Raw genomic sequence first — 16972 nt, 5'->3', positions numbered from 1 at the left:
GAGTCGTTCAGGACCTCCGACGCCCTGAATGAGTCATTCAAGACGCCACGATGAGCCGGAAGCCCGCGTCCCACTCCGGGCGGTCGAGCAGTTCGGCGTGCTCGGCCTGCCAGCGCCCGGACGCCAGGTCCGCCCGCAGCTTCGCCATCCCGCGCTCGACGGCGTCGGGCGACGTCTGCGCCAGCGCCGAGCACGACCGCCGCACCGCCGGGTCGAGGTAGGCCTCCGGGCGGCGCCAGTACGCCGGGAAGACGCCGTCGGTGAAGTCCCACGGCACCGGCAGCTCGAGCACCGACGTCGCCCCGAGCGCGTCCGCGATCTCCGGGGCCGACGGCCGGGACCGCTCCAGCTCCGCGACCTCCGGCACGTACTCGCGCACGAGCCAGAAGTCGTTGTGCCGTGCGGTGTCGTAGGCCAGGACGACCTGGCGGCGCGCGACCCGGCGCAGCTCGGCGAGCCCGCGGCGCCAGCCGGGCCAGTGGTGCACGGTCAGCACCGCCAGCGCGGCGTCGAACGCGCCCGCGGCGAACGGCAGCGCCTCCGCGACCGCCCGCACGACCGGCGCGGCTCCCGGCGGCCGCTGCCGGATCATCTCCGCCGACGGCTCGACCGCGACGACGCGGCGGCCGGGTGGCTCGTACGACCCGGTGCCGGAACCGACGTCGAGGACCGAAGCCGCGGACCCCAGCGCGTCGAGCACCGGCGCGAGCCAGCGCGGATCCGTCCGCCGCCCCAGCGCGTACCCGACGCCGATCTCGTCGTAGCGGGTCACCGCTCCGGCCCGTCGCCACCGTTCTGCTGCTCGGCCAGGAACCGCTCGAACTGCGACCCCAGCTCCTCCGCCGTCGGCATGTGCTCGACGGACTCCGCGAGCAGGCTGCCCCGCTCGGACGCCTCGATGAACGTGTCGTACTGCCGCTCCAGCGCGCGGACGACGTCGGCGACCTCGTCGGACTCGGCGACCTGGCGGTTGATCTCGGCGTCGGCGAGCTCGGCGGCCGCGCGCAGCTCACCCTCGGCCAGGCTCAGCCCGGTCGAGCGGCTCAGCGCGTCGAGCACGATCAGCGACGCCGCGGGGTACGTCGACTGCGCGAGGTAGTGCGGCACGTGCGCGGCGAACCCGACGGCGTCGTGGCCCCACTCGCCGAGCCGGTACTCCAGCAGCGCGGCGAGGCTGCCCGGCACCTGCAGCCGGTTCGGCAGCGGCTGGTGCTCGCCGACGAGGTCCGTGCGGGTGGCGTGCGCGGTGATGCCGAGCGGGCGGGTGTGCGGCGCGCCCATCGGGATGCCGTGGAACCCGGCGGTCAGCCGGACGCCCCAGCGCTCGATCAGGTTCCGGACCGCGACGCAGAAGCGCTCCCAGTCGTGGTCCGGCTCGGGGCCGGACAGCAGCAGGAACGGCGTGCCGTCGGTGTCGTGCAGCAGGTGCACCACCAGCTCCGGCGCGTCGTAGTCCTCCCAGTGGTCCACGGCGTAGGTCATCGTCGGGCGCCGCGAGCGGTAGTCGATGAGGCGGTCGACGTCGAAGCGGGCGACGACCCGGTGGTCACCGCTCAGCAGGTGCTCCGCCAGGAGACGGCCCGCCGAGCCGGCGTCCATGAAGCCCTCGAAGTGGTGCAGCAGCACCGCCCCGGTCAGGTCGGGGACGTCCGAATCCACCTCGTACAGGTCGTCGGGATCGAGTCCCACCGGATCCTCCTGCTCACTGGCGCGTCAATCCTTCAAGCACAACACACCTCGAAGGGGATTCCATTCCTCCGACGGTGTCGCCGATCGTAACGGCACGCGACCGAGACCATTCCGTCTCGCCATCATGACGCATGTCGTGGGCACGCAAGCCACCGATCGGGCACGCTTGAGCCGTGAGCGAACACACCACGAACACCGAGCTGCGCCTGCGGCCACCGGCACACCGGGTCAGCCGCCGGGCGATCGGCTACTGGACCGCGATGGCGTCGATCTCTTGGATCGTCGTCATCGGCGTGCTCACCACCATCGTCGTGACCAGTGACGATCCGCCGTCGTTCCTCACCGTGGCGCTGGTCGTGGCGTGCGTCGCCGGCCCGCTGCACCTGGTCGTGATGCCCCAGTGGCGCTACCGCGTGCACCGCTGGGAGGTCACCGGCGAGGCCGTCTACACGCAGGCGGGCTGGCTGAAGCAGCAGTGGCGGATCGCGCCGGTGTCGCGGATCCAGACCGTCGACATCGAGCGCGACCCGGTCGAGCAGCTCTTCGGGCTGGCGAAGATCACCGTGACGACGGCGTCCGCGGCGGGCCCGCTGCGCATCGCGGGCCTGGCGCACGACCGCGCGCTGGCACTGGCCGACGAGCTGACGAAGACGACTCAGGCCGTGCGAGGGGACGCGACGTGAGCCCCGCCGACGCACTCTTTCCCGCGGAGGCGGCAGAGGACACCGAGGTAGTGACGCCGCCCGCCGAAGGCACGCAGGACGCGCCCTGGCACCACCTCGACCGGCGCATGCTGCTCATCCGGCCGGTGCTGGACCTGGTGAAGTCGCTGCCGGTCCTGCTGGGCGCGTTGCTGTTCGGGCACGGCGAACCGTGGCAGTGGGTCGGCCTGGTCTTCACCGCGGTCGCCGTGTTCACCGGCGTCTCGCACGTGCTGACCTCGCGCTACCGGATCACCGCGACGCAGGTCGAGTGGCACACCGGGCTGCTGCTGCGCAAGCAGCGGGCCATCCCGCGCGACCGGATCCGCACGGTCGACGTCACCTCCGAGCCGAAGCACCGGCTGTTCTCCCTCGCCGCCGCGCGGATCGGCACCGGGCGGCACTCGCACGGCAAGGGGCCGGGCAAGGACGAGCTCGTGCTCGACGCCGTCACCATCGCCGAGGCCCAGCGGCTGCGGACGCTCCTGTTGCACCGCAAGGCCGAGGCGGTCACCGAGCAAGCGCCGCCCGAGCAGCTCGTCGCCGCCGTCGACAGGAAGTGGCTGCGGTACGCGCCGTTCACGCTGTCCGGGCTGGCCGTCGTGGGTGCCGCGGTCGGCACCGTCTACCACTTCGCGCACGAACTGCACTTCGACCCGATCCAGTTCTCGCTGGTGCAGACGGTCGTCGGGCACTTCGCCGACACGCCGACGTGGCTGAGCCTGGTGCTCGCCGCCGCCGGGCTGCTGGTGCTCGTCTCGATCCTGTCGGTCGGCGGGTACGTGCTCTCGTTCTGGAACTTCAGGCTCACCCGCGAACCCGCCGGCACCCTGCACATCCGGCGCGGGCTGATCACGACGCGCTCGGTGTCGATCGAGGAGGACCGCCTGCGCGGCGTGGAGATCCGCGAGCCGCTGCCGCTGCGGCTGGCCGGCGGCGCCCGCTGCGTCGCGATCGCGGGCGGGCTGCGCGAAGGCAAGGGCGCGGACAAGAGCGGCGGGCTGCTGCTCCCGCCCGCGCCGCTCGCGAAAGCGCACGAAGTCGTCGCGGAGGTGCTCGGTGAGGACCCGGCGGCGACGCCGTTGACGCGCCACCCGCGCCGGGCCCTGTACCGGCGGCTCTCCCGCGCCGTCGTCAGCGTGCTGCTGCTCGCCGCGGCGCTCTACGGACTGGCGTGGCTCGGGGCCCTGCCGGACTGGCCGTGGCAGGCCGCGCTGGTGCTGCTGCCGGTCGCCGCGCTCGTCGGCTGGGACCGCTACCGCGGGCTCGGGCACGCGCTCACCGGCCGCTACCTGGTGACGCGCTCGGGTTCGCTGGACCGCGGCACGGCGGCGGTCCGCTGCGACGGGATGACCGGGATCGTCGTCGAGCGCTCGTACTTCCAGCGCCGGGCCGGGCTGGTCACGATCATCGCGCCGGTCGCCGCGGGCAAGGGCCACTACCGGGTGCTCGACGTCGGCGAGGCCGACGGTCTGGCGCTCGCCGACCGGGCCGTTCCCGGGCTGCTGACGCCGTTCCTCACCGGTGAGCGGGACTGACGTTCCACTACACCGGAAATGCAGTTCGGCGGTTTTAGGTGGATATTCATTGTCCGGTCGTGCTCCTCACGGGCGTTACCGCCGGGGAATGCTGGCCTTCCTTTCACACACCGTGCTAATTTATTCACCCCGCGTGATAGCGAAGGTCGTTTTGTCTCACCGAGAGGTCATGATGACGCCTGCCGTCAGTGCCGTCGACGGTTCCGCCACCACCACGCCGCGCCGCACCCCCGGCGCCAGCAGTTCCCGGAAGGTCCTGCAGCTGCTGCTCGCCTTTTCCGAACGCCGCTGGGAGGCCAGCGTCGCCGAGCTCGCGGCGACGATCGGCACCCCGGTCGCGACGACCTACCGCTACGTCGCCCTGCTCAAGGAGCTGCAGCTGCTGGAGGAGGGCCGCGCCGGGCACTACCACCTGACCAGCCAGGTGATGCCGCTGGCGCGTGCCGCGCAGCTGGCGAACGACCTCGTGGGGCTCGCGAAGCCCGCCATGGAAGAGGCGGCGCGGGAGCTCGGCGAAACGGTGATGCTGTTCCAGCAGTTCGGCGACGCCGCCGTGTGCGCGGACCGCGTCGAATGCGACCGCGCCATGCGGTTCACGTTCGAGCCGGGGCATTCGATGCCGCTCGGGCTCGGCGCTTCGGGGAAGATGCTGCTCGCCCTGCTGCCGGAGATGGAACGCGACCGGCGGCTGCCCTCGATCGTCGAGCAGCGCGGCACCGCCCTGCGCGACGAGCTGAAACACGCGATGGAAAACCGGTACGCGGTCAGCTCCGGCGAAATCGACGAAGGCGTCTGGGCGTGTTCCGTGCCCGTGCTGACGCCGGGGCGGCGGCCCACCGTGCTGAGCATGGCGGGCCCGGCCGCGCGGATCACCGAGGAGGCCCGGCACACCGCGATCACGGCCTTGCAGGGGTACGCGATCCGCATCCAGCGGACGATTTCGTCTTATTCGCTGTGAAAATCCGCGGCGGGCGCGTAGGAATGCCGGGGTGATCCGGCTCGCGCGCCCCGACGACCTGCCCGCGTTGATCGACATCGAACGCGAGGCGGGCGGCCTCTTCCGCGCCCTCGACATGACCGCGATCGCCGACGACGACCCGGGTTCGGCGGCGGAGCTGACGCCCTACCAGGCCGACGGGCGCGCGTGGGTGAGCGTCGACGACGAAGACCGCCCGGTCGCGTATCTCATCGCGGAGGTCGTCGACGGCCACGCGCACGTCGAGCAGGTCTCGGTCCGGCCGAGCCACGCGCGGCGCGGGCTCGGGAGCGCGCTGATCGAGGCGCTCGCGGAGTGGGCGGTTTCCCGCGGGCTCCCGGCGTTGACGCTCACGACGTTCGCGGCCGTGCCGTGGAACGCGCCCTACTACGAGCGGCTGCGGTTCCGGGTCCTCGACGACGCGGAAATCGGCGACGGGCTGCGCGCGATCCGCCGCGCGGAGGCGGCGCGGGGCCTGGACGCCTGGCCGCGCGTGGCGATGATCCGACCGCTCTGACCTGCGCTTTTGTGGTTTTCTCCCCTTCTCGGGGGATCCACTGGCGCGGCGGGTCGAACATGTGTTCTACTGTGCGAGCCGGTCCCGGAGGGGGAAGCTCCGCGGGCCGGCCCACAGACTTCGGGAGGTTGTCATGGCGGTCAAGATCACCCACCTGACGAACGGTCAGCAGGTGCGGTTCGCCAACGCCGACGGCGCGCGCCGGTACGCCGAAATCATGGGCGGCGGCGTGGACAAGTGGCGCTTCACGGTGGTGCCCGAGGACCCGGCGTTGCGAAAAATGTCGGACTCGGTCGTTAACGTGCCGGTATGGCGCATGACTTCCAGGTAGTGGTGGACTCGGCCGACCCGCACGTGCTCGCCGACTGGTGGGCCGAGACGCTCGGCTGGTCCGTGGAACCGACGGACGAAGAGTTCATCCGCGAGATGATCGCGAAGGGGTACGCGAAGGAGGAGGAGACCCGGACGCACCGCGGCGCGCTGGTCTGGAGAACGGGGGCGGCGATCCGCCACCCGGACTCCCCACCGGACGGGCCGCCGCGCCGGGTGCTCTTCCAGGAGGTTCCGGAGAAGAAGACCGTGAAGAACCGGCTGCACCTCGACGTCTGGGTCGGCGCGGACAACGTCGAATCGGCTTTGCAGAAGCTGCAGGAGCGGGGCGCGACGTTCCTCCACCGGGGTCGGCAGGGCCCGCACAGCTGGGTGACCATGACCGACCCGGAGGGCAACGAGTTCTGCGTCTCCTGAGCGGTCTTGAATGACTCATTCAGGTCCTCGGAGGTCCTGAATGAGTCATTCCAGACGTCAGCGCTGGGCGGCCAGGCGGTCCAAGGCCTTCGGGAGCGCCGTGGCCAGCAGGTCCAGCTCGGGCTCGGCCGCGATCAACGGCGGCGACACCGCGATCCCGCGGCCGAGGTTGCGCACGATCACGCCCTCGTCGCGGCAGGCGCGCTGCAGCTTCACCGGCGCACCCGGGTCGGCGTCCATGACCTCCGCCGTCAGCTCCACCGCGGCGAGGAAGCCGAGCCCGGCGCGGACTTCGGCCACCAGCGGGTGCCCGCTCGCCGCGGAAACCGCGTCGGCCAACGGCTTTTCCAGCTCGCGGCCGCGCGGGATCAGGCCGTCGCGCTCGTAGATGTCCAGCGTCGCCAGGCCCGCGGCGCAGGCCACCGGGTGCCCCGCGTACGTCGCGCCATGGCGGAAGATCGGCGCGCCCGGCTCGCCGGTGAAGAACGGCTCGGCCACGCGCGGGGCGACGATCAGCGCGCCCAGCGGGATCGTCCCGCCGGTGATGCCCTTGGCCGTGGTGATCATGTCCGGCTGGACCGCCCAGCGGTCGATGCCGAACCACGTGCCCAGCCGGCCCCACGCCGCGATCACGCAGTCGGCGACGAACAGCACGTCGTGACGGCGGCAGATCGCCGCCACCTCCTCGATGTACCCGTCCGGTGGGAGCAGCACGCCGCCCGCGCCGATCACCGGCTCGCAGAAGAACGCGGCCACGCGGGACGCACCCACCCGGGTGATCTCGGCTTCGAGGGCCGCGGCGTCGTCGTACGGGACGTGCGAGAACTCCGGCGGCTGCGGGCCGACGCCGGTCGCGTTGGCCGGGATGCCGCCGACGGCGGTGCCGAACCCGTGCGTGCCGTGGTAGCCCTGCGTCCGGCCGATGACGTGGACCTTCTCCGGGCGGCCGGTCTGCGCGAAGTACGCCCGCGCGAGCTTGACGGCCGTGTCGATGACGTCACCGCCGCCCGAACCGAAGAACACCTTCGAACCCGGCGTCGGCGCCAGCGCGGCGACGCGGTCGGCGAGGTCGATCGCCGGCTGGTTCGCGTTGTAGCCGAACAGGTTGTACGAGTCGAGCGTCCGCAGCTGCGCGGCGACAGCGTCGGTGATCTCCGGGCGCCCGTGGCCGAAGTTCGCGTACCAGAGCGACGCCGTCGCGTCGAAGTACCGGCGGCCCGCGTCGTCCCAGACGTACGAGCCCTCGCCGCGGGTGATCACCATCCGGTCGTGCTCGACCGCGCCCATGTCGGCGAACGGGTGCCAAAGGGCGTGCTGTGCTGCCATCGGTCCTCCTCAGTCCTGCCCCCATCCCTACCAGGGCGGGGCGGCGAGTGCGAACACTCCGTCGTGCACAGTTCGGCGGCCCGGACTGGCCGGTCAGTCCAGGAACTCCGCGATCTCCTCGGCCGAGTAGCCCAGCTCGGCGAGGACTTCCGCGGTGTGCTGCCCGAGTGTCGGCGGTGCTGAGGTCGGCCGGGCCGGGGTGTCCGACGCCTTCACCGGGAACCCCGTGCCCAGGTAGGTGCCCACGGTCGGGTGCGGCAGCCGGACCACCTGGTCGCGCGCGGCCGTCCACGGGTCGGCGTAGACGTCGTCGATCTCGTTGATCGGGGCCGCCGGGATGCCCGCCGCGTCGAAGGACTTCGTCCACTCGGCGACCGTGCGGGTCAGCAGCACGGGTTCGAGCAGGGCGTTCAGCGCGTCGCGGTGGGCCGCGCGGGCGGCGTTCGACGCGAACCGCGGGTCGGCGGCGATGTCGAGGTCGAGCACCCCGCAGAAGGCCTGCCACAGCTTTTCGCTGCCGACGGCGATGATCAGCCAGCCGTCGGCGACGTGGTAGGCCTGGTACGGGACGATGCTCGGGTGCGCCGAGCCCATCCGGCGCGGCCGCGGCGCGTCGTAGAAGTGCGCGCCCGCGGCGTAGACGTGCCACGCCAGCTGACTGTCCAAAAGCGACACGTCGAGGTACTGGCCGCGGCCGGTCGTGTGCCGGGCCTGCAGCGCCATCAGCACCGCGATGATCGCCCACGTCCCGGCGTTGAGGTCCGCCACGGGCAGCCCGACCTTCGCCGGCGCGCCGTCGGGCTCGCCGGTCAGCGACATCACGCCGCCAAGCGCCTGCGCGACCAGGTCGTAGCCCGCGCGGTCGCGGTAGGGCCCGGTCTGCCCGAACCCGGTGATCGACACGTGGATCAGCCGCGGGTTCAGCTCCGAGAGCGCGTCGTAGCCGATCCCCCACTTCTCGAGCGTCCCCGGCCGGAAGTTCTCGACGAGCACGTCGGCCCCGGCGACCAGCCGCCGCAACGCCTCCTGGCCGCGGTCGCTCTTGAGGTCGAGCACGATCCCGCGTTTGTTCCGGTTCGCGGCCAGGTAGTAGACGGCCTCGTCGCTCTCCCCGACGAAGGGCGGCCCCCAGCCGCGGGTGTCGTCGCCGTGCCCCGGCGGCTCGACCTTCACGACGTCGGCACCCATCTCGCCGAGGTACTGCGTGCAGTACGGCCCGGCGAGGATGCGGGACAGGTCGACGACCTTGATCCCGTCGAGCGGGCGGAATCCGTCGGGCATCAGCGGCTCCTCGTCGAGCTGGGGACGTCCCGCCCTTTCTACCTCCCGCGGCCCGGGAAATGGATTACTTACCGACGGACATAGACGACGGTCACTCCGCCGATGGGCTGGGTCAGGCGCCTTCCAGCAGCACCGCGGCCTGCGGCGTCCGCCGGTACAGCACGTACCGCCCGTCCCGGACCTTGCTGACCAGGCCCGCGCGGTGCAGCGCGGTGAGGTGGTAGGAGACGGTGCCCGGCGCGTACCCGGCCCGGGCGGCGAGCTCCGCGGTGGACCGCGCGGTTTCGAGGTCCGCCAGCAGCGCCGCCCGGGCGGTCCCGACCACCGCCGCGATCGGCCCGGGTCGCGCGTCGCCCGCGCCGACGCCGTACGCGGGGTAGCACAGGACGACCTGGCCCGGCACGTCGATCTGGATGCTGGTGCCGGGCCAGCTGAGCACGCCGGGGGCGAGCACCAGCTCCCGTCCCGAAATGTCGACCTCGCCGTCGAACGGCTTGGCGAGGGTGATCGCGTCGCCCGTCCAGCCGATGGTGGGGTGCAGCGAGCCGAGCGCCGCGCCGATGCCCCGCGTGGTGATGGTCTTCGCGCGGTGGGCGATATCGCGGTCGACGACCGAGTGCAGGCCCGCCCAGTCTTCGGCCAGCGCGTCGCGCCAGAACCGGGCGAGCCCGTTCGCCAGGCGCCGGGGCATCGTCCCCGACTCGGCGCTCCGCCGCGCCTCGACCGGCACCGGCCTGGACCAGTGCACCCGCGTGTAGGCGAAGACCTGCTCTTCGACGTCGTCCGGGGTGGCCGCCTCGATCCGCGCGAGCTGTTCGTCGAGCAGGTCGCCGGGCCGGGTGGCGGTGCCCGGCTGCGGGGTGAGCAGGTCGGGGGTGTAGACCTCGCCGGTGCGCGGCAGCAGGTCCAGGAGCAGGGCGACGTCCGGGTGGGTGAGGGCCGCGCGGGCGAGCGGGCCCGGGTCCCCGAACACCGGGTGGCGCCCCGGGCCGGCGGCGAGCTTCAGCCAGGCCAGGGACTCCGCCGCCGGTGACGGCGAAAACCTCGTCCTCGCCACCGTCTCGGCGTCGACCCGCAGGGTGAACACCGCCCGACGGTAACAGCCGCGGCGGCCGATTTGAACCGGCTCGAATCCTTTCCGCCCGGCGCCGCCGAGCCGGTTGAGTGGGGTCGTGTTCACCGGACGCACGACGATCGTCGCCGCCGTGGCCGTCGTGCTCCTCGCCTCGGCACCGGGCGCCGAGGCCCGGCCCGCCGACCCGGTCGTCGTGGGCACCGTCGTCCGCACGATCGCCTGGGTCGGCTGGTCGGCCGGTGCCGACGGGACCTACCGGCCGACGACTTCGCGCCGGCCGTTCGCGTTCACGGTGGCGTTCCCCTACGCGCTCAGCTCCAGCAACCGGGCTTCGGCGTCGCGCAGGTAGCGGTCCAGCGCGGCCTCCGCGGCGGCGAAGCGACCCCGGCGCAGGTCGCGCAGGATCCGCTCGTGGCAGTCGAGGAACGGCTCGTAGAACTCGCGCGTGTTTTCGTTGAGCACGAAGAACAGCCGGGTCTCGGCGAGCACCTGGCGCATGGTCGCCGAGATCCGCTCGCTGCCCGCGAGGTCCGCCAGCGCCTGGTGGAAGTGGATGCTGGCGGTGCCGACCGACGGCCAGTCCTCGGCGGCGGCCGCCGCACGCCCGTCGGCCAGCGCCCGCTCCAGCCCGGACAGGTCCACAGTGGCCAGCTCGGCGGCGCGGCGCAACGCCCCGCACTCGGTGGCGCGGCGCACGACGTAGAGGTCTTCGATGTCGTCGGTGGTCAGCTCGCGCACGAATACGCCGCGGTTCAGCTCGTGCACGGCCAGCCGCTCGTGGGCCAGCAGCTGGAACGACTCGCGCAGCGTGTTGCGCGAGACGCCGAGCGCCGAGCTGATCACCGGCTCGGACAGCCGTTCACCGGGGGCGAAGACGCCGTCCGTGATGTATTGACGCAGGATCGCGGCGACCCGTTCGGCCGTGCCGCTGCGCTCGAGCAGGTGCCGCTCGCTCTCCAGCCCCGAGGCATCGACGGACACGGCGCTACCTGACGCCGAGTTCGAACTCGAGGCTGTACCGGTTGCCCGGCATCGCGCCCGCGGCCTTCGCGCCGTCGATCGGCAGGACGACGCCGTTGACGAACTTCGACTCGTCGCTGGCCAGGAACACGACCGCCTTGGCGACTTCCCAGGCCTCGCCGACGCGTGCCGCGGGCGTGCTCGCGACGAGCTGGTGCTGCTTGGTCTCGAACTCCTCCGGCGAGGTGAGCGTGCTGCGCAGCATGTCCGTGTCGATCGCGCCCGGGTTCACGGTGTTGGCCCGGATGCCCTGGTGCGCGTGCGCGACGGCGATCGACTTGGTCAGCCCGACGAGCGCGTGCTTGGTGGCGTTGTACACCGGGTCGCCGGGGCGGCCCATCACGCCGCCGTTGGACGACGTCGTGATGATGCTGCCGGACTTCCGCTCGAGCATGTGCGGCAGCACGGCGCGCGTGCCGAGGAAGGCGGCGCGCACGTTCAGCGCGAAGATGTTGTCGAACTCGGCCAGCGTCGTGTCGACGAGCGGCTTGCCGAGGTGGATGCCGACGTTGTTGAACAGCACGTCGATGCGGCCCGCTTCGGCGATGACGCCGTCGACGAACGCCGCCACGGCGCGCTCGTCGGTCGCGTCCACTATTTCGTGCCGGTAGCCGTCGAGGGCTTCCGCGGGCTCGCGGATGTCGGACGCGAACACCGTCGCGCCCTCGGCGAGGAACTCCTTCACCGTGGCGAGGCCGATCCCCCGCGCGCCGCCGAAGACGACCGCCACCTTGCCAGCCAACCGGCCCATGTCAGTTCCCCGCTCTCAGTCGTGCTGTCCGCTCTTCGTCCACCGCGTAGTCCGCCGGCAGCCGGACGAGCGCGTCCGGGTCGCCGACGTACCGGACTTCGACGCCGTACACCTCGCGCGCCGCCGCCACCGAGACGTAGCCCTCGACGACGTCGGCGAGGACCGCCGCGACCGGCCGTTCGCGCGGCCGCCCGTGGCCACCGCCGCCGGGCAGCGTCGCGTCCACGACGGCCTCGGTGGCCAGCGTGACCCGGCTCTTCGCGGGCAGGTCCGGTCCGCCGTGCAGGCCGAACCGGCCGACCGCGCCGTCGTGCCCGCCGTCCACTCCGGACGCCGCGGCCCGCACGCGGTCGACGTTCCCGTTGACGCTCCAGGAAGGCACGCCGAGTGCCCCCATCGTGGTCACCTGTCCGAGGCCGCCGCGGAACTTCCCGGCGCCGCCGGAGTCGGTGCGCAGTTCGCGGGACAGCTGGACGAGCGGTGCCATCGTCTCGATGACCTCGGTCGGCGTCGAACGCAGTCCACTGGGGAATCCCGTGGTGCTGAGCCCGTCCTTGTCCGCCCGCGCACCCATCCCGCCGGTCTGGAAGACGTTGAGCATGAACCCGGGCCCGCGCCAGATGGTCATCCACAGCGCGTCGGCGCTCGGCGCGATCGCGGCCCCGGGCAGCGCGCCGATCAGCAGCGACGGCAGGAAGTGCCCGATCAGGTGCCGGGACGCGACCGGCGCGGGCGGCCGGCAGTTCAGCACGGAGCCTTCGGGCGCGGTGACGTGCACCGGCCGGAACGACCCGGCGTTGTGCGGCACCTCCGGCGAGATCGCCGCCTTGACCGCGAACGACGCGTACGCCCGGGTGTAGTTCAGCACGACGTTGATTCCGCGACGGCTCTGCGGCGACGAACCCGCGAAGTCGAGGTGGATCTCGTCACCGTCCACAGTGGCCTTGACGCGCAGGACGACGTCTTCGTCCTCGAAGCCGTCCGTGACGATCTCGTTGGTGTACACGCCGTCCGGCAGTTCTCGCAGCGCGTCGCGCAGGGCCTTCTCGGAGCGGTTCATGATCTCGGCGGCGACGTCGTCGAGGCTGTCGAGACCGAACTCGTCGAGCAGCTTCAGCAGGCTCGCCGCACCGACCTCGTTGCCGGTGACCTGCGCGTACAGGTCACCGATGGTCTCCTCCGGCGTGCGCACGTTCGCGCGGATCAGCCGTTCCAGGTCGACGTTGACCTCGCCCGCGCGCAGGAACTTCAGGATCGGCAGCCGCAGGCCTTCCTCGAAGACCTCGTGCGCCTCGGCCGACACCAGCCGTCCGCCGATGTCCGGCGCGTGGCAGCACGACGCGAACCACGCGACCAGCCTGCCGTGCCGGAACACCGGCGTCGCGACGGTGATGTCGTTGATCTGGCCCGCGGTCTGCCACGGGTCGTTGGTGAGCAGCACGTCGCCGGGTTCGAGGGTGTCCGGCGGGTAGGCGGCGACGAAGTGGTGCATGCCGGTCGCCATCGCGTTGATGTGCCCCGGCGTGCCGCCGACGGACTGGCCGATCATCTCGCCGCGCGAGTCGAACACCGCGCAGGCCAGGTCGAGCGACTCGCGCACGACTGCCGAGAAGGCCGTGTTGACCAGCGCGTTCTGCTGCTCGGCGAGGATCGAGTGCAGCCGGTTGCCGAACAGCCCGACGACGATGGGGTCGACGCTCACGCCGTCACCTCCAGCGCGGCGTCGTCCCGGACGACGCAGTGCGCGCCGGGCGGGACGACCACGGTGGACTCGCGTTCCTCCACGATGGCCGGTCCGTCGACCCGTGCGCCCGGCTGGAGCCGGTACCGGTCGAACACGGCCGTGTCGACAAATCCCCCTGTCGACGGGAAGTAGGCCGGGCGGGTGCCCTTCCGGGCGTCTCCCGGGGTTCCTGCCGCCGCCAAGCGCAGCGTGACCTCGGGTTTCGGGCCGCTCGACACGACCCGCCAGTTCAGCACCTCGACGCCGACCTCGGGCCCGGTGCGCCGGTAGAGCGCGCGATAGGTGCGGGTGAACTCGTCGATCAGCGTGTCGGGCCAGCGGCCGCCGCGCACCGGGACGCGGATTTCGTAGCCCTGCCCGGAATACCGCATCTCGGCGACCCGGCGGTGCGTGACGTCGTCCACTCCGGACTTCGCCAGCAGGGCCGCGCCCTCGGCTTCCATCTCGGCGAACAGCGCGTCGACCTGCTCCCACGCCAGATCGTGCACGGCCGCGCGGGCCGACCGCACGAAGTCGAACGCCAGCGGCGCGGTGAGGAACCCGGCCGCGCTGAGCACCCCGGCCGCGGGCGGGGCCACGACCGACGGCGCGCAGAGCGCCCGCGCGACGCCGACGCCGTGCACCGGGCCCGCGCCGCCGAAGGTGTACATCGGCAGCTTCGCCGGATCCTGACCACGCTCGACGGCGTGCACGCGCGCGGCGTTGGCCATGTCCTCGTTGACGCTGGTGTGGATGCCCCACGCGGCTTCTTCGACGCTCACCCCGAGCGGATCGGCGATCTTTTCGCGGAGCACTGCTCTCGCGGCGGTGGGGTCCAGGCGCATGCCGCCGCCGAGGAAGTAGGCCGGATCGAGGTAGCCGAGGACGAGGTCGGCGTCGGTCACCGTGGGTTCGGTGCCGCCGTGGCCGTAGCAGACCGGGCCGGGCTCGGACCCGGCCGAATCCGGGCCGACGGTGAGCAAGCCGAGCGCGTCGATCCGGGCGATCGACCCGCCGCCGACGCCGATCTCGATCATGTCGGTGACCGGCACCTGCACCGGCAGCCCGGAGCCCGGCAGGAGCCGGTACTTGCGGTCCACTTCGAACTGGTGCGTCACCAGCGGCGCACCGCCCGCGATCAGGCACAGCTTCGCCGTGGTGCCACCCATGTCGAAGGCCAGCAAGTCGGGCGGGCCCAGTGTCGCACTGGCCAGCGCGCCGCCCGCCGGGCCGGACTCGAGGATCCGGATCGGGTGCCGGGCCGCGGTGTCCACTGTGGCCAGTCCGCCGTTGGACAGCATGATGTGCGGCGCGCGGGTGATCCCCAGCCGGTGCAGCCGAAGTTCGAGGTCGCGCAGGTAGCGCTCGGTGAGGTCCTGGACGTAGACGTTCGCGACCGTGGTCGACGCGCGCTCGAACTCGCGGATCTCGGGCACGACGTCGGAGGACAGCGCCACTCTGAGCGAAGGAGCGACGTCGGCGAGGATCTCGGCCGCCCGCCGTTCGTGCGCCGGGTTCGTGAACGCGTGCAGGAAGCAGACCGCGACCGCCTCGATCCCGCGCGCGGCCAGCTCCCGGCCGAGCCGCGCGACGAAGTCCTCGTCGAGTCCGGTGTGGACGGACCCGTCGGCGAGGATCCGCTCCGGGACGTCGAAGCGCAGGTGCCGCGGCACCAGCGGCGCGGGCAGCTCGATGCGCAGGTCGTACAGCTCGTACCGGTGCTCGCGGCGCATCTCGAGGACGTCCCGGAAGCCCGCCGTGGCCAGCAACGCGGTCCGCGAGCCCTTGCGCTCGATCAGCGCGTTCGTGACCAGCGTCGTCCCGTGCACGACCTGCTCGACGTCGGCGGCGGCGATCCGGGCGTCCGCGAGCAGCGCGGCCAGGCCGTCCTCGACCGCGCGCGCCGGTTCGTCGTGCGTGGTCAGGACCTTGCCGACCGCGACGATCCCGGTGGCGTCCACCGCGCAGAGGTCGGTGAACGTGCCGCCGATGTCGACGCCGATCCTCATGTCCGGTACCACCGCGGCGACGTGTTGAGCGGCGGCTTCAGCCGCGCCCGCACGACGAGGACGTTCGGCTCGTCCGACTCGACGAACTCGCCGAGCAGCCGCCGGAACGCGCGCCCGAAGCCGGAGACGCGCTCGGCGTGCACCCCGAAGGACCGGGCCAGTCCGACGAAGTCCGGGCTGTCCCAGTCGACCCCGCGGTGCGGCAGGCCCTCCCGGTCCTGGTCGTAGCGCAGCATCCCGTAGCCGCCGTCGTCGACGACGACGACCGTGACCGGCAGCTGCTCCTGCGCGAGCGTCGCGAGGTCGCCGCAGCCGTAGAGGAAGCCGCCGTCGCCGGTGATGCAGATGGCGCGGCCGGTGCCCGCCGCCGCGGCGCCGAGCGACGCCGGGAAGCCGTAGCCGAGGGTGCCCCAGCCCATCGGGTAGGCGAGCTTGCGCGGCGCCCGGACCCGGTGGAAGCCGCCGACCCAGTACCCGGCGACGCACATGTCCGACACGAGCACGGCGTCCGTCGGCAGCACCTCGTCCAAAGTGGACAGCAGGTCGTAGGCCTGCGGTTCCTCGTCGCGGACGCGCTGGCGCACCCGGCGGCCGATCCCGGCGAGCCGCAGCGTGATGTCGTCCAGGCCCGGCCGCTGCTTCGGCAGCAGCCGCTCGACGATCCCGCGCGCGTCACCGACGAGCGTCAGGTCCGGCACGTAGTTCTTGGCGGCGTCGTCGGCGTCGACGTTGACCGCGATCAGCTTGGGCGGCTTGGGCATCCGCCAGTTCTGCGTCATCAGGCCGTCGAAGTCGGTGCCGATCGCGAGCACGACGTCGGCCTCGTCCCACAGCTCGCCGACCTCCGGCGTGTGCACCGGGTTCGGCGCGAGGCACGGGTGGTCGAGCGGGAGCAGGCCGCGCGCGGCGAACGTCGTGATCACCGGCGCGGCGAGCTTCTCGGCGAGCGCGCCGATCGCCTCGCCCGCGCCCGAACGCAACGCGCCACCACCGGCCCAGATCAGTGGGTGCCGCGCGTCGGACAGCAACGCCTCGGCCCGCGCGAGGTCGGGGACGTCGCCGTCGGGCTTGCGGTGCGGCGCGGGCGGACGGCGGTGCGGCACGGTCTGCCGCAGGTAGTCGGTCGGCACGCCGAGGTAGACCGGGCCGCTCTGCGGCTGCAGCGCGAGCCGGGCCGCGCGGTGCACGGTGGTGCCGATCTGGTCGGGCGCGCGCACGGTGAAGCCGCCCTTGGTCACCGGCGCGAACATCGCCTGCTGGTCGGACGTCTCGTGCAGCACGCCGCGGACGACGCCGGGCCGCCGCAGCGTCGACGGGATGTCGGTGGCGACGACCAGCACCGGAGCGGCGGACGCCATGGCTTCGCCGACCGCGCCGAGGGTGTTCGCGGCACCCGGACCGGTGGTGACCAGGGCGACGCCGAGCTTGCCGGTGGCGCGCGCGTAGCCGTCGGCCGCGTACCCGGCGGTCTGCTCGTGCCGGACCCCGACGAGCTTGATGTCGGTTTCGCCCAACGCCTCCCACAGGGGCAGGTTGTGCACGCCCGGGAGCCCGAAGACGATCTCGGTCCCCAGCGATTTCAGCGCGTCCACCAGCTCCCGAGCACCACTCACAGCCAC

Annotated in this window: 17 protein-coding genes; 7 read left to right on the top strand and 10 right to left on the bottom strand. The window is 72.5% G+C overall.

The features are described 5' to 3' along the window. Window positions 1–37: 37 nt before the first annotated feature. Window positions 38–772, bottom strand: a complete 735-nt coding sequence (locus tag QP939_RS23455; RefSeq protein WP_285458963.1) for a class I SAM-dependent methyltransferase — start codon at window positions 770–772, stop codon at window positions 38–40. Then, window positions 769–1689 carry a proteasome assembly chaperone family protein gene (locus tag QP939_RS23450; protein ID WP_285458962.1) on the bottom strand — a complete coding sequence of 307 codons (921 nt, stop codon included), beginning with the start codon at window positions 1687–1689 and terminating at the stop codon, window positions 769–771. Before QP939_RS23450 ends, QP939_RS23455 begins: the two co-directional genes overlap by 4 nt. Window positions 1690–1862: 173 nt before the next feature. Here QP939_RS23450 and QP939_RS23445 point away from each other — a divergent pair, with 173 nt between their 5' ends. The 6 genes from QP939_RS23445 (at window position 1863) to QP939_RS23420 (ending at window position 6168) form a co-directional block, all read left to right on the top strand. After that, window positions 1863–2372 carry a PH domain-containing protein gene (locus tag QP939_RS23445; protein ID WP_285458961.1) on the top strand — a complete coding sequence of 170 codons (510 nt, stop codon included), beginning with the start codon at window positions 1863–1865 and terminating at the stop codon, window positions 2370–2372. A gap of 107 nt (window positions 2373–2479) precedes the next feature. After that, entirely contained in the window at window positions 2480–3928 is a 1449-nt protein-coding gene (locus tag QP939_RS23440) for a PH domain-containing protein (protein WP_285459825.1), read from the top strand. A gap of 172 nt (window positions 3929–4100) precedes the next feature. Next, window positions 4101–4886 carry an IclR family transcriptional regulator gene (locus tag QP939_RS23435; protein ID WP_331659706.1) on the top strand — a complete coding sequence of 262 codons (786 nt, stop codon included), beginning with the start codon at window positions 4101–4103 and terminating at the stop codon, window positions 4884–4886. Between the two features lie 31 nt (window positions 4887–4917). Continuing rightward, window positions 4918–5421 carry a GNAT family N-acetyltransferase gene (locus QP939_RS23430; RefSeq protein WP_285458959.1) on the top strand — a complete coding sequence of 168 codons (504 nt, stop codon included), beginning with the start codon at window positions 4918–4920 and terminating at the stop codon, window positions 5419–5421. A 133-nt stretch (window positions 5422–5554) separates the two neighbouring features. Next, the gene (locus tag QP939_RS23425; RefSeq protein ID WP_072476601.1) at window positions 5555–5752 is read left to right on the top strand and encodes a hypothetical protein; all 198 of its coding nucleotides are present in this window, start codon (window positions 5555–5557) and stop codon (window positions 5750–5752) included. Further along, window positions 5731–6168: a VOC family protein gene (locus QP939_RS23420; protein WP_285458958.1), complete on the top strand. Its 438-nt coding sequence runs from the start codon at window positions 5731–5733 to the stop codon at window positions 6166–6168. Before QP939_RS23425 ends, QP939_RS23420 begins: the two co-directional genes overlap by 22 nt. Window positions 6169–6225: 57 nt before the next feature. Here QP939_RS23420 and QP939_RS23415 read toward each other — a convergent pair whose 3' ends face one another. The 3 genes from QP939_RS23415 to QP939_RS23405 form a co-directional block, all read right to left on the bottom strand. Continuing rightward, a complete protein-coding gene (locus tag QP939_RS23415; RefSeq protein WP_285458957.1) occupies window positions 6226–7494 on the bottom strand; it encodes an aminotransferase family protein in 1269 nt (422 codons plus the stop codon). 93 nt (window positions 7495–7587) lie between these two features. Then, window positions 7588–8775, bottom strand: coding sequence for a CaiB/BaiF CoA transferase family protein (locus QP939_RS23410; protein WP_285458956.1), 1188 nt, complete (start codon window positions 8773–8775; stop codon window positions 7588–7590). 112 nt (window positions 8776–8887) lie between these two features. Further along, window positions 8888–9862: an ArsR/SmtB family transcription factor gene (locus QP939_RS23405; RefSeq protein WP_285458955.1), complete on the bottom strand. Its 975-nt coding sequence runs from the start codon at window positions 9860–9862 to the stop codon at window positions 8888–8890. A gap of 85 nt (window positions 9863–9947) precedes the next feature. Between QP939_RS23405 and QP939_RS23400 the strand changes: the two genes are divergently transcribed. Beyond that, window positions 9948–10199, top strand: coding sequence for a hypothetical protein (locus QP939_RS23400; RefSeq protein ID WP_285458954.1), 252 nt, complete (start codon window positions 9948–9950; stop codon window positions 10197–10199). Here the strand turns inward: QP939_RS23400 and QP939_RS23395 are convergent. The 5 genes from QP939_RS23395 to QP939_RS23375 are packed head-to-tail and all read right to left on the bottom strand — an operon-like array spanning window position 10154 to window position 16945. Then, window positions 10154–10831 (bottom strand): GntR family transcriptional regulator, encoded by a 678-nt coding sequence (locus tag QP939_RS23395; protein ID WP_285458953.1) that lies wholly within the window; start codon window positions 10829–10831, stop codon window positions 10154–10156. The two genes, QP939_RS23400 and QP939_RS23395, sit on opposite strands and share 46 nt — an antisense overlap. Before the next feature lie 4 nt (window positions 10832–10835). Further along, entirely contained in the window at window positions 10836–11621 is a 786-nt protein-coding gene (locus QP939_RS23390) for an SDR family NAD(P)-dependent oxidoreductase (RefSeq protein WP_285458952.1), read from the bottom strand. Window position 11622: 1 nt separating this feature from the next. After that, complete coding sequence (locus QP939_RS23385; protein ID WP_285458951.1) at window positions 11623–13323, bottom strand: hydantoinase B/oxoprolinase family protein; 1701 nt, start codon at window positions 13321–13323, stop codon at window positions 11623–11625. Continuing rightward, window positions 13320–15353 carry a hydantoinase/oxoprolinase family protein gene (locus QP939_RS23380; RefSeq protein ID WP_285458950.1) on the bottom strand — a complete coding sequence of 678 codons (2034 nt, stop codon included), beginning with the start codon at window positions 15351–15353 and terminating at the stop codon, window positions 13320–13322. Before QP939_RS23380 ends, QP939_RS23385 begins: the two co-directional genes overlap by 4 nt. Then, window positions 15350–16945 (bottom strand): thiamine pyrophosphate-binding protein, encoded by a 1596-nt coding sequence (locus QP939_RS23375; protein ID WP_285458949.1) that lies wholly within the window; start codon window positions 16943–16945, stop codon window positions 15350–15352. The genes QP939_RS23380 and QP939_RS23375 overlap by 4 nt, the downstream gene beginning before the upstream one ends. Window positions 16946–16972 lie beyond the last annotated feature (27 nt).

The organism is Amycolatopsis nalaikhensis, from assembly GCF_030264295.1.
GTDB classification, from domain to species: domain Bacteria; phylum Actinomycetota; class Actinomycetes; order Mycobacteriales; family Pseudonocardiaceae; genus Amycolatopsis; species Amycolatopsis nalaikhensis.
The sequence above is the reverse complement of the archived record's forward strand: the minus strand, read 5'-3'. Positions and strand labels throughout refer to the sequence as shown.